This is a genomic window from Schaalia canis (assembly GCF_003858455.1).
In the GTDB taxonomy this organism is placed as follows: Bacteria; Actinomycetota; Actinomycetes; order Actinomycetales; family Actinomycetaceae; genus Pauljensenia; species Pauljensenia canis.
The window spans coordinates 14,240-27,628 of record NZ_RQZF01000005.1; the positions used below are offsets into that span (position 1 = coordinate 14,240).

A 13,389-nucleotide genomic window follows, 5' to 3' on the forward strand; every position below is an offset into this window, starting at 1 on the left:
TGCATTAGTCACAGGAACAGCCTAGGCTGAATAGGATGAATCTGTGTGTTCGGCATACAGGACAGCCCATAATCACTTCACAATAGGAACATGATGTCTGAACGTCACACTACGCGACCGAACCCGCGCCTGCAGGTCCCCATGATGCCTTCGGGGACGGAAGTTGCCTCGTATGCCAGCTACCTTGAAGCCCAGGCCGCTGTTGATTACCTCTCCGATAGTGGTTTTGATGTCAAGTCCATCACCATTGTCGGCACTGACCTGCATCTCGTAGAACGGGTGACGGGACGTTTAACCACGGGGCGCGTGGCTCTGTCGGGTGCTTCCTCAGGCGCGCTGTGGGGTGGCTTCATGGGGCTTATGGTGTCTTTCGCCTCATCCAGTGCAAGTGCCTCGCTGTGGGTGTTTGCCGGTATGGGAGGTGGCGCGCTGGCAGGTGTCGTCATGTCGGTGCTGCTGTACATGATGACCGGCGGACAGCGTGACTTCACCTCACATTCTCAGGTCGTTGCCTCACGGTATGCGGTTCTCGCGGCAGCCGATGTGGCGAAAGCCTTTGAGTTGCTTCAAAAGACTCCGGGGAATCAGCGCCGCCCGGCACCTAGGCGGGTGAGGGAAGAAAAGGACGGGCCTACGGAGTATGGTTCTCGTCCTGATGAGAAGCCGCGTTTTGGTGTGCGCTTGTCTGATTCTTCCGCAGCGGAGTCATCCGACCCCGGCCAGAGTACTGTTGCTCCTGCGGGGGAGTCTGACGAAAGTGAGAATGAGGCTCCGAATATGAAGGAGTGAGATTTCCTGTTAATGGGGGGGAGAAAGCGCCCTATTTGTCATCTGAGGTGGCAAATAGGGCGTCTTTTCATGAAGCATGGCTATTTCATGGAAATTACCTGAAAAAGTCCTGAGATTCTATGTTTTCTCTTCTCAGGAATGTGGAATTTTGAGCTAAAACACTCAGATCGGGGCCAAGTTTGCTCCCATTTTGATAGCGCAACACATCTCGACGCTCTAGGCTCGAAGACAAATAACATCTTTTAAGGCGATAGCCGCGGACAACGCGCTGAGCGAAACCGTAGTCGGGAGAATACGCATGAGGAAAGAAACCCTCATTAAGAAGATGGCAAGCCTCACCACCGTTGTCGGGGTGGTGAGCGTCGTCTTTGCAGCTCTCCTCAACCCTGGACAGTTCAGTGCCAAAGTCGATCTCAACGACGGAGGCGTATGGGTAACGAATGCTCGCCTTGGCCTCGTGGGACACCTCAACTACCGCGCCCAAGCGCTCGACTCTGCCATCCGCACCCAAAGCAGCACCTTCGACATCTTCCAAAATGGCGAAGAACTACACCTTTCAGACATAGAAAACTCCACCCTTTCCCAGATCGACGTCGCCACTGCAACTCTGACCTCATCCAGTGCCTACCCTGGAATGGACGTGCAAGCAGGAGGCCAAGCCCTGGCCATTACCGACCAGCGAGGCGGACGAGTATGGCCTCAAAAACTTGAAAAGCACGTACCCTTCGAACCCGAAGAGATCGCCCCTGCCATCACCGACATGCCCTCACCCAACGTCGTGGTCGGTGTAGACGGCACCATCCACGTCGCCTCCGTACAAGCCCGGCGAATCATCTCCCTTCCAGCAGGAGCAGGAGCTGACAAAGCCGTCACCCGTGAACTTCCCGAACTCCCCACCGACGCACAGCTTTCCCTCACCGCGGTAGGCAGCGAACCTGTTGCCTTTGACCGCCGCGCTCATACCATCTACCTGCCCAACGGCACCTCCCAACCCCTGCAGGGCTCAACCTTCCTTCTCCAAGAACCAGGCGTCGCTTCACCTAACGTCCTCCTCGCCACCGATGTTGACCTCGTAAAAGTTCCCCTTAGTGGCGGAGACGCTCAGCATTCGGTGGCCCACCAAGCCTCGGGCGCTCCCGTTAAGCCCGTCTTTCACCAAGGATGCGCCTACGGAGCATGGACAGGTACCGGCACTTTCACCCGCGACTGCGAAAAAGACAAAGACGACACTCAACTCAGCGTCGAAACTCTCCAGCGCGCAAAAAACACGCGCTTCCGCACCAACCGCGACGTCATCGTCCTCAACGACACCAGTAGCGGATCACTGTGGCTCCCCGACCACAACATGCTCCTCATCGAGAACTGGGACGAGGTCCACTCTCAGATCGAAAGCGACACAGAATCAGAAGAAGACTCCGTCGACGACACCAAAGAAACAATCCTGCCCGAACGCACCGAGGAAAACACTCCCCCCATCGCCGTTGACGACGAATTCGGTGTGCGCCACGGCCGCACAAATATTCTCCCCGTCATCCTCAACGATTCCGATTCCGACGGAGACTTCCTCACCGCTGAACCCCTCACTCAACCCGCCGGAGCAGAAGTATCAATTGCCCGCCACGGCGCTGCACTTCAAGTCCGCCTTGACGATGACACCACTGGTGCCCTCAGCTTCGACTATCAAGTCAGCGACGGGCGCGGAGGCATCGCACAAGCGAAAGTCACGCTCACCGTACGAAAGCCAGAAGAAAACCGCGCTCCCGTACAAGCCATCGTGCCGCGCATCGGCGTTGGCCTGAAGAGCACTACAGCCTTTAACAGCCTTGCCAACTGGTACGACCCCGATGGTGACCCCTTCTACCTTGAACGAGTCTCCGCACCCGAAGGCCTCAACGTCCGCCAGCGAGAGACAGGCACCATTGATGTTCTCGAAAATGGGCACGGGCCAGGCACAGCAAGCATCGGTCTGGGCGTCTCAGACGGACGAGACGTTGGGAACGGCGAAATCCTTGTCGACATCACCGGCGTTGAAAATGTTGCCCCCGTGGCCAACGTTGACCACCTCATCGTGCGCCAAGGAAATAGCACCGTCGGACGTATTCTCGACAATGACACTGACGCCAACGGCGACCTTCTTCGCATCGCCCAAGTCAGCCCACCACCAGCAGGGATCGGGCTCGCCTGGGATGGTACCGAAGGAACCATCACCGTAGAAGGACGCGAGGTTGGCACCTACTACCTGACCTACCTCGTCAGCGACGGGCCAAGCACCGCAGCAGGCATCGTTCGCGTCGACGTCATTGACGGAAACTCTGATCTGCGTATCACCGCCGAGGACGATTTCGGCGTCCTCCCTACAGGCGGGCACGTCCTCATTGACCTCCTTGCCAATGACTCCGACCCCTCCGGAGGAATCCTCACCGTCCAGCAGCTTGACGTGCCTCCCTCCTCGCCGCTCATGGTTGCCCTCACGAACCACCAAATTGTGCGCGTCTCAGCTCCTTCAGGGCTCCACTCGCCCCAGACCTTCAACTACACCGTGTCTAATGGTGTTTCCTCAGAGTCCGCAACAGTGACCATCATCCCCAGCAACGTCGACAACTCACAGTTAGGGCCAGAACTCACCCCCGATCGACTCACCGTTCGCGTTGGTGACGTCGGAAGCGTTGCCGTCTTGGACAATGACCGTTCCCCTAGCGGCCTTAAACTCACCGTCAGCCACGCCCTGGAGCACAATATCGCCCCAGAAATTGCCACGGTATTCACCTCCAACAATGTCATTCGCGTGCGCGGAGGAAACACGCCCGGCAGTGGCGAGATCTACTACAAAGTCACTGACAGTTACGGAAAAACAGCGACCTCCGTCGTACATCTGACGGTCATCGGAGCCGACCAGGGCGACAACACCGCCCCCAAACCTCAAGATATCGTCGCCCGAACCCTCGCAGGAAATGAAATCCTCATCAATGTTCCTTTGGATGGGATCGATCCCGAAGGTGATTCTGTCACCCTGGTTGGCTTGGGCACAGCCCCGCGCCTAGGCACAGTCGCCGTTGAAGGTACGTCCTTCCGATACCGCGCAGGAGAAGGCACATCAGGAACTGACAGCTTCACTTACATCGTTGAAGACCGCCTCGGACTCAGCGCAACCGGACGCATCCACGTCGGCATTGCAGCGCGACCATCAACCAACCTCAAACCTGTTGCCGCCCCCGACCTTGTACGCGTCCGCCCCGGAGCCCGCGTGGCCGTTGACGTCCTACGCAACGACACCGACCCCGAAGGAGCAACAGTCAGCCTCGTGGCCGACTCCCTCACCAGCCCGACTATCGCCGAGACTCAAGCCACCATCCGCAAGGGGCGTATTCTCTTAACCGCACCACAAAACGAATCCCGACATGCGATCTCCTACGGAATCCATGACGGGGCGGGCGGCCGCGCAGAAGGGCTCTTGACGGTCATTGTCAGCGCAGACGCACCTCGTCTTGCACCCATTGTTCGCGATGACGCCATTACCCGAGAGCAGGTGCAAGCCTCGACCAATGGCAGTGTCACCATTGACGTACGGGCAAATGACGAAGACCCTGACGGTGACATCCTCGAAACACATATCACCAGTGCAGATTCGAATCTCAGCGTCAACGCTGATGGCACAGTGTCTGTTGCCCTCACCCCAGAGCCGCAGATCCTGATCTACACCCTGACAGATACCGATAACCTCTCAGCATCGGGACTCGTCCGAGTTCCTGGAACGAAGGTGGCGCGCCCCGTCCTCGACACTCAGGTCCGTGCTGTCACTGTTGAAGCTGGCGCAACCATCGACATTGACATTAACGACTATGTCTCCACGCGCGAAGGACGCAGCGTGCGTCTGACCAGCGCAGAGAAGGTCACTGCGGGCATCGGCGCAAACGGTGATCGTCTGGTGAAGTCAGATACCGTTTTGACCTTCACGTCTCGGCCTGACTTTTCTGGCCCGACCTCCATCACCTTTGAAGTGACCGACGGTTCTGATGTTAATGACTCCGAAGGCCGCACCGCTATCATCAACCTGCCAATTATTGTCACCGCAGGTCAGAATAGGCCGCCGTCGATTAGGCCCACAGCAATTGACATCGGCGCAGGAGAAGGAGGAACCAGCGTCGACCTGGCTCCCATGGTCACGGACCCAGATAATGACGATCCAGCATCAATGACATTCTCGCTCGGCCAAGTGCCACCGGGAATTAGTGCTGCGCTTTCCGGCTCCGTCTTGACAGTCAGTGCCGAACTTGGGCAAGCCCAAGGCGATGCTGGAGCGATCGTGGTCAATGTTGATGATGGAAAGGGAGGAAAAGCAAGCGCGCAATTCCCCGTACGGGTGCGTTCCAGCTCTCTGCCGCTCATGCAGATCTCCCCTGCGAGTGTCACCATCAACCAGGGCAGCGAAGCGAGCATTGATGTTAAGGGCTACGTCATTAACCCCCTAGCGGCGCAAGGTCCCGCACGAGTTGTTGGACAACCGAAGGTGAGCGAAGGTGGCAATGTCACCGTTAACGGGGACATCATCACCGTGAGTGCTCAACCGCAGTTCAGTGGAACCTTCACTGTTGTCTATCGCCTGGCAGACGCGACCCGGGATCCTGCTCGCGAAGTTGAAGGCATCATTACTGTTCATGTTCGTGACGTCCCCACTGCCCCCAGTAATGTCCGAGCTGAGGTTGCTGAAGCAGGCGCGGCGCGCGTGAGCTGGACCGCATCAGGATCCCACGGTATTCCTGTCCTCCACTACACCGTCACGGACCACACTCAAGGTGACGTCACCGAATGTGGACTGGCGACCAGCTGCTTGATTCGCGAACGCACACCCGGAACAGAACACCGTTTCTCAGTGAAAGCGCACAACGAGGTGGGGGAGTCCCCCGCATCAGAGGTTGTTGCACTGGCTATGGACACCACTCCTGAAACACCGGGCACGCCTCGTCTCGTTGCTGGTAGCGGGCAGGTTACGGTGCGTTGGAATCCGCCGCGCAACGCAGGCTCGCCGATTCGCTCCTACGAAGTGGACCTGTCCCCCTACGGCGTGCAAACTGTTCACGCCGCTCCCGGCGACACGAGCGAGCAAACTGTCACGATCAGCGGCCTGCAAAATGGCACCCAGTACATTGCAAAGGTCCGCGCTATCAACGATCAGGGTGCGTCGAAGTGGTCCCCTGAGAGTACTCCTGCGACTCCCTTTGGTCCTCCCGGTCCTGTTACCGACCTTCAGGTGAACTACAACGACCTGGGGAATGCTCCGCAGGGAGCCTCTCCCATCCTCACAATCCGATGGACCGCTCCCGCACAGACAAATGGACGTCCCATTGAGTACTACACCGTGACTGCCGCTGGGATCAGTAAGCAGGTTTCAGCCGGAGAAGGCACCGCAACAACCATCCAACTGCCCTCCTTCCCCACGGAACAAGTGACCGTCACGGTGACGGCAACAAACGACCGAAACCAAGCAGACACTCACACCTCTGCACCAACAACGGTCACAACCTGGGTAGTGGGAACGCCACCACCGCCGAGCCAAGTCAATGCCCAGGCCACAGGGGAAAACAATGAGATCCGCGTGACGTGGACGAATAGCCCCGGTGGAAACGGGTGGAGACCCGCCGACCTGAGCTACGAATGGAGTCGCGGTGAGGGATGGTACCCGCTGACCCAAGAACTCTTGAGCCATCCCTCATGGGCCAACGGCGGACGCTACACCGTCATGCTGCGAGCAGTCGGTACCCGCGATGGGAATACCGTCGCCTCTGATGCCGTTTCATCAAACGAGTTTTCGCCCTACGGCGCACCAATCGCCCCGACAATCTCGTGTGAAGGTGGCGACAAGAGGGTCCATTGCCGCTGGAGCGGGGGAGATCCTAATGGGCGCGCAGCATTCTTCTCGCTGAAAGGTCCCATCGAAAAAGATGTCGAGGGCAGTGGTGAGCAAACATACTCGGTAAACCCGGGCGAAAGCGTACGCGCCTGCGTTGTTGTGACGCAGAGCGAAAGCCAAAAGACGGCAACGAATTGTGCCGAAGCCTCGGCTCATCCACGCCCACCAGGTGACGACGATGACGATGACGATGATGACGACGACGATACTCCCGATGCAGGAGGTATGACCCTCAGCCCCGTTCCTGGTGAACCCATGGTATTTGCCCTGCACTTCAACGGTGCCTGGCAAGCGGGCTACCGTGAGATTTCCTGTTGGAACGCCCGCGGTGAACAGGAAGCTAATAGCTCCACATTCCTGGGCGGCCCCTATCAGGTCTACGTCGGCACTCGTAGTGAAGTCAGAGTCCGATGCTCAGGCAACCCGGGCAACCCCAATCTGCGTCCTAATGAGCGCTTCTCTTTCCGCGTGAATTTCCCCGACGAAAACCAAACAAAGTGGGTGCCATTGCGCAGGTAAGGGCACATCAAACTGGCGGGGGCTGACACCTTCACGTGTCAGCCCCCGCCGAGCATGTCATCACTTGCGCATCACGCTAGCTCACTGTACGCAGTAGACGCCGCCTAGCCATCAGCTTTGCAGGCGCGCAATCCACGCTTCGACATCAGCAATTGTCCGAGGAATATCCTCTGACATGCGCGTCACCGAGCCATCCTCATTGACAATGCAGTCATCTTCAATGCGCACGCCAATGCCGCGGTACTCCTCGGGCACAGCCAAGTCATCAGCGCGGAAATACAGGCCCGGCTCAATGGTGAAGGCCATCCCCGGCTCCAGCAACGCATCCTGGTACATTTCGCGGCGAGCCTTCGCGCAGTCATGCACATCCAAGCCCAGGTGGTGGCTCGTACCATGAGGCATCCAACGGCGGTGCTGCTGGCCATCGGCTGACAGGGACTCGGCGGCACTGACCGGCAGCAGTCCCCATTCCTCCAAGCGCGCTGCAATAACCTCCATTGCCGCCTGGTGAAGATCGCGGAAACGAGCGCCGGGCTTGTTTGCAGCAGCCAGGGAAGCCTCACAAGCATCCAGCACAGCCTGGTAGATACGAGCCTGCGGCTCAGAGAATGTGCCATTCACCGGCAGGGTGCGGGTGATATCAGCGGTGTACAGGGAATCAACCTCAACGCCAGCATCGACAAGAATCAGATCGCCTGGGCGAACCTCACCATCATTATCAATCCAGTGCAGGGTGTTTGCGTGGTTCCCCGAGGCCGCAATCGTGTCATACCCCAGGCCATTGCCCTCCTCACGCGCAACGGCACCAAAAGCGCCCTCAACCACGCGTTCGCCTCGTCGATGACCAATCGCACGGGGAAGAATACGGATAATGTCATCAAAGCCTGCGTGGGTGACATCAACGGCGCGCTGCAGCTCAGCAACCTCGTAGGCATCCTTACACAGGCGAATCTCCGACAGGCGCTCATCCAAAGCATCATCCTCAGCGCGGGCATCCCCGCCAGAAGGCAGACCAGCTTGCTGGCGAACCTCGTTCACCATCGCCTCTACAGCCGCATCCACCTGGGGGACCACGCGCAGGCGCACCTGGCCAGCGTCCTTCGCCAGCGCATCACGCAGGGTATTGATATGCGCGCAACGCAGACCTGTCAGAGCCTCCATTTCTTCCAAAGAAGGGCGCGCACCCACCCAGAACTCACCGTAGCGAGAGTCAGCGTAGAACTCCTGGCTGGTACGCGACGCGCGCGGCATCATGTACAAGACGGCTTCATGGGTCGAACCGTCAACGGCCTCGCCCGGCGCTGTCAGGGGTTCAAGAACCAGTACAGCATCGGGTTCCTTCTCTCCACCCAGACCCGTCAGGTGAGCAAAAGCAGAATGAGCGCGGAAACGGTAATCCGTGTCATTGCTGCGCACCTTGTAGGTGCCAGCAGGAATCACTAAGCGTTCTCCGGCAAAAGGCTCGCCCGCCTTATCCGCACGCGCCTGCAGGTAGTCTGCGGCAGCAGAACGTTCGGGCATTTCCGAGGGGCGAGGCCCCCAGTGTGAAGCCATGAACTCGCGGAACGCGTCGGTTTCTGGACGATGCGAGCGATTGTCATTGCGCTCGTCCATCGCCTGCGCGTCATGTGCAGTCTCGTGGTCAGCGTTGTGTTCAGTCATCATGTGTTCCATCATCCCACTTTTCTTCTGATGGGGTTCTGGGCGGCGGTTTCGCGGAAGGTCGGCCGCCCAAAAACCAGGGCCACAGGCTTGCCCACGATGAGAAGCGAGGAAGATAACGGATGCTCTCAACGTCGCGGGGTGCACGACGTGCCCGCCGTGTTCTAGTGTCGGAGTATGCGCATTGATCCTCACACCCACTCGTCCTACTCGGACGGTACCGACACTCCCGCCGAGCTCATGGAGTGTGCCGCGCGCGCTGGCCTGGGAATGATTGGACTGACCGATCATGACACCACCATCGGCTGGGACGAGGCGGCTGCAGCGGTTGAGTCGAGCGGTGTTGCGCTGCTGCGTGGGGTGGAGATGTCATGCTCAGCTCGGGGGATCACCGTCCACCTTCTGGGGTATCTTTTTGATCCTGCCGATCAAGAGCTCAACGCGGCCTTCGATTCGCAGCGTTCCACGCGTGAAAACCGCGGCCGTGCCATGGTGGAACGCCTCAGTGAGGATTACCCCATCACCTGGGAAGACGTGAGTGCGCTTGCTCCGAACGGCGGCCCTGTCGGACGACCTCACATTGCCGACGCCCTCGTCAACGCAGGAGCCTTCCCCCACCGTAATGCCGCTTTCGAGTGGGCGTTGCACCCCCGTGGCCCCTACTACATTCATCAAGACGCCTTGGACCCCATCGAGGCAGTGCGCATGATCCGACATGCTGGCGGCGTGCCCGTCCTCGCCCATCCGCGTGCCGCGCAACGTCAAAAACTCCTGCCAGAAGAGGTGATAATCGCCATGTCGGAGGCAGGGCTTTTCGGGATTGAACGGGATCATCGCGACCATGACGAGGCCGGGCGGACCGACGTTGAGCGCATAGCCACACTGTGTGGACTAAGGATTTTCGGCTCTTCAGACTACCATGGCACAGGCAAGCTCAACCGCCTCGGTGAGAATCTCACCGACCCAGAGGTGATTGCGCAGGTAGAAGAACAAGGCAGACTGGAGGTTATCCGTCCGTGAATCTCAATGCGTGGGTCGATACGGCCCTCCTGGCGACAACTTTCACCACGTTGTTCGTCATCATGGACCCGCCCGGTACTGTTCCTGTCTTTCTTGCGCTCACCGGTAAATACTCCAAGGCTGACCAGCGTCGCGCTGCCGTCCAGGCAACGCTGACCTCTTTTGGCGTGATCGTCCTCTTTGCGGTGCTTGGTCAGTACATTTTGACCTTCCTGCAAATCTCTATTGAGGCCCTGCAGCTTTCCGGTGGCATCTTGCTCTTCCTGGTCGCCATGGAACTACTAATGGATCATGGTGACGCCGAAGAACCAGACACGGGTGATAACAACGTCAATGTTGCCCTTGTTCCTCTGGGCACGCCCTTGTTAGCTGGGCCGGGCGCGATTGTGGCGGTCATGGTGTCGGTGACTCAAGCCAGCGATCATGCCGACGGGTGGATCGCTGTGCTCATTGCTGTGGTGCTCATGCATGTGGTGATCTGGGCGACCATGCGTTTCTCGGTGGAGCTTTCCCGCCTGCTGGGCAAGGGCGGCGTCATGATCCTCACGAAGATTTCCGGCCTGCTGCTGGCTGCTATTGCCACGCAGATGATTATGAACGCGATCTTTACATTCATCGCGAATAACTGAGGCGGATGTAGCTCTCGTACTTTGGTTTGCGATGCGTTCATAGCTTGGCCGATGAGGTGGGGCGCTTGTGCCCACTCGCCTTCGCTTCGCTCCGGCTCCTATGCCCAACCGCGCCGCAAGCACCCCACCTCACCGGCCTATCCCTCGCGATAGGGAACCAGGTGCTGCGGCCCTTCCTCAATCTTGCGCCTTGTTGTTAATTTTGCGCGGTGTGCGGCGCTGTTTTATCAACGCGGCGCTAGTTTGTGGGGTATGTGATTTAAGACAGGCTTAGGGGCGTTCCCAAGAGGCTATGTCACCGGGAATGACATCGAACATGGGGTGAACCTCAGCGATAGCGTCAGCCTCAAGGGTGGCAACTAAATCAGGCGTGCGTTGGCGAAGTTTATTGAGTAGATGCTCACGCTCGTAGGCAACCTGCCCTGCAGTGACGCGGATGCGAGTAGAGCCCGGGCGGTCAATGCGGGAGGCGTCGAAGCGGTAGCCTCGACGGGTCGCCTCTTCCTGAACGCCAGCAAGAAAGGTCCCCACTGCCTCTAATGGGTCAGCGCAGGCCTGGAAGCGTTCGAGTTGCGGGTGGCGAGTGTATCCCTTCGTTCGACCGGCAATGACGGCCTGGGCGAGCAGGGCCTCTCGCCAGCAAGCCGTCAGACCTTGGCGATCAAGATATTTGGGGTGAATGGACCATAAGCGCATTCCCCAATTATTCCCTGCCGCCCAGTGGGGAGCGCGGTCGTCTCGGAATCGGCGTGCCTGTGGGAGGGGGAGCAAAACGTGTCGCTGGGCTTGCGTACCTCTCCGACTATGGTGTATCACTGTATTAGGCAAGTAATACAGATGGGTGTGTGGAACACACTCAGAGCGAAAGGAGGTGCCTATGGATCTCAATGACTCGCGACCACTGTGGATCCAACTTGTCGAAGAATTTCGACGTCGCATCGTCTCAGGACAGTGGGGACCATGTAGCAAACTCCCCAGCGTCCGTGAACTTGCCCTCGACCTCGGCGTCAACCCCAACACCATCCAAAAAGCACTGGGGGAGCTCGACCGAGAACACCTCACCCAAACGGAACGCACTGCAGGGCGCTTCGTCACCAGCGACACCGACCTCGTCAATCAGGCGCGGATCGAACTCGCCCAAGAGGCAACCGACACCTACGTCAGCGCAATGAAAGGACTGGGCATCACCTCAAACCTCGCCGCTGACCTCATTACCACCCGTTGGGATAAGGAGGACCCCCAATGACTCCTCTCATTCAGATCGAACATCTGAGCAAAAACTTCCGAGGCACCCACGCCCTTGACGACCTCAGCCTCACTCTTGAGGGCGGACGCATCGTTGGCCTGCTGGGAGAAAACGGCTCAGGCAAAACCACACTCCTGAAGGTCCTTGCCGGATTCCTCATGGACTACGACGGGCACGTCACCATCGGCGGACATCGCCCGGGAGCAGCGACAAAGAAACTAGTCTCCTACCTGCCGGACACCTCCGCAATCCCCACCAACCTGACCGTGATGCAAGCAGTCGACCTCTACGAACGATTCTTTGCTGACTTTGACCGCAGCAGAACCCAAGAGATGATCGACTTCTTCGAACTGCCACAGAGTAAGCGCATCAGTGAACTCTCGCTCGGTACGGCAGAAAAACTGCAGATCCTGCTAGCTATTGCCCGCCAAGCGCAGATTTACCTGCTGGACGAGCCGCTTTCAGGCATTGACCCGGCTTCACGCGAGCGCATCCTGCGTGGCATCCTCACCAACTTCAGCGAGGACGCACTAATGCTGGTATCCACGCACCTGATCCACGACATTGAACCCGTCATCGACCAGACCCTGTTTATCAGGCAGGGACGGCTCATTCTCAACCAAGAAACTGATGCTCTGCGCGAAGAATACGGCAAGAGCCTGGAAGGCATTTTCAAGGAGGTGTACGCCTGATGTTTGGCGCACTACTTGCTCAAGAGTTCCGTTTCACCCTGCGTAGCCTCCTGCAGATCCTCCTATGGTCAGCGGCCGTAGGCATTGCTAGTGCCGTCATGGTGGCCACGGGACTGCCAGTGATCTCCCACATCGGACAGTTCTTCTTGAATATGGTCATCGTCGGAATCAGCATCGCAACGCTGATCGTCATGACGGTCCATTACTGGCGCTCCATGCACGGCTCGCAAGCCCCTTTCACCCACTCCATTCCCGTGTCAGGGCGCATGCTTTTTACCGCAAAAGTCGTCTACTACCTGCTGGCCGTTGGCCTTTCGGCAATACCGACCATCCTGGCTGGCCTCCTGCTTGTCAGCGCGCAAACAATCGGGCAGGGAGGCAGCCTCAGCGCTACCTACGCGGCGCTGTGGGAAGGGCTGGTGAATCTCCTGTCAACGCTGGGCACATCAAGTTCTGGCATCGTTGTGGTGATAATGATGCTGCTCGCATCGGCAGCCAGCGTCATCCAGCTCCTCGGCGCTATCACCATCGGATTTTCTGGGCGCTACCCCACGCGCGGCTACGTTGGCCCTGTCCTTTCCTTGGCCGCCTTCTACATGGTCAACCAGATCGTCGCGGTGGTAGGCATGCTGTTCATCCCCATTAGCCTGGCGATCGTCAATGACACGCCCACAGGTATCGAATACTCGATGATGCTGCCCGACCTGATCAATGCGGTGCAGAGCGGTGGCGAGCCAAACCTTGTCGGGATCGGCGGGCCTCTGGCCACTATCCCGCTGGGCATTATTGCTGGATGGTGGGCGATCCGATCCCTCGAAAAGCACCTCTACGTGCGCTGAGGTTTACGCGGATGAACACACTGAGGGTGTGGGCGTTGGGTTCCGTCCCGGCGTCCACACCCTCGATACTTTACGAGGCAGAGCT

Annotated in this window: 9 protein-coding genes; 7 read left to right on the top strand and 2 right to left on the bottom strand. The window is 58.5% G+C overall.

All coding sequences use genetic code 11. The features are described from left to right. Positions 1-90: 90 nt before the first annotated feature. Positions 91-789, top strand: a complete 699-nt coding sequence (locus EII11_RS06140) for a YflT domain-containing protein (protein ID WP_240623089.1) — start codon at positions 91-93, stop codon at positions 787-789. 298 nt (positions 790-1,087) lie between these two features. Then, positions 1,088-7,216 carry a fibronectin type III domain-containing protein gene (locus EII11_RS06145; protein ID WP_124870198.1) on the top strand — a complete coding sequence of 2,043 codons (6,129 nt, stop codon included), beginning with the start codon at positions 1,088-1,090 and terminating at the stop codon, positions 7,214-7,216. Between the two features lie 111 nt (positions 7,217-7,327). On the opposite strand, the gene EII11_RS06150 is transcribed toward EII11_RS06145, so the two are convergent. Further along, entirely contained in the window at positions 7,328-8,881 is a 1,554-nt protein-coding gene (locus EII11_RS06150) for an aminopeptidase P family protein (RefSeq protein ID WP_240623090.1), read from the bottom strand. 174 nt (positions 8,882-9,055) lie between these two features. Between EII11_RS06150 and EII11_RS06155 the strand changes: the two genes are divergently transcribed. Together EII11_RS06155 and EII11_RS06160 are read left to right on the top strand one after the other, a co-directional pair. Next, positions 9,056-9,898, top strand: a complete 843-nt coding sequence (locus EII11_RS06155; protein ID WP_124870201.1) for a PHP domain-containing protein — start codon at positions 9,056-9,058, stop codon at positions 9,896-9,898. Further along, entirely contained in the window at positions 9,895-10,527 is a 633-nt protein-coding gene (locus EII11_RS06160) for a MarC family protein (RefSeq protein WP_124870204.1), read from the top strand. The genes EII11_RS06155 and EII11_RS06160 overlap by 4 nt, the downstream gene beginning before the upstream one ends. 270 nt (positions 10,528-10,797) lie before the next feature. Here the strand turns inward: EII11_RS06160 and EII11_RS06165 are convergent, their stop codons facing one another. After that, positions 10,798-11,223 carry a pyrimidine dimer DNA glycosylase/endonuclease V gene (locus EII11_RS06165; protein WP_124870207.1) on the bottom strand — a complete coding sequence of 142 codons (426 nt, stop codon included), beginning with the start codon at positions 11,221-11,223 and terminating at the stop codon, positions 10,798-10,800. Between the two features lie 181 nt (positions 11,224-11,404). Between EII11_RS06165 and EII11_RS06170 the strand changes: the two genes are divergently transcribed. Genes EII11_RS06170 through EII11_RS06180 form a run of 3 tightly spaced genes read left to right on the top strand, consistent with a single transcriptional unit; the run spans position 11,405 to position 13,304 of the window. Further along, positions 11,405-11,773, top strand: a complete 369-nt coding sequence (locus EII11_RS06170; RefSeq protein ID WP_124870210.1) for a GntR family transcriptional regulator — start codon at positions 11,405-11,407, stop codon at positions 11,771-11,773. Next, complete coding sequence (locus tag EII11_RS06175) at positions 11,770-12,465, top strand: ABC transporter ATP-binding protein (RefSeq protein WP_124870213.1); 696 nt, start codon at positions 11,770-11,772, stop codon at positions 12,463-12,465. Before EII11_RS06170 ends, EII11_RS06175 begins: the two co-directional genes overlap by 4 nt. Then, positions 12,465-13,304: a hypothetical protein gene (locus EII11_RS06180; protein ID WP_124870216.1), complete on the top strand. Its 840-nt coding sequence runs from the start codon at positions 12,465-12,467 to the stop codon at positions 13,302-13,304. The genes EII11_RS06175 and EII11_RS06180 overlap by 1 nt, the downstream gene beginning before the upstream one ends. Positions 13,305-13,389 lie beyond the last annotated feature (85 nt).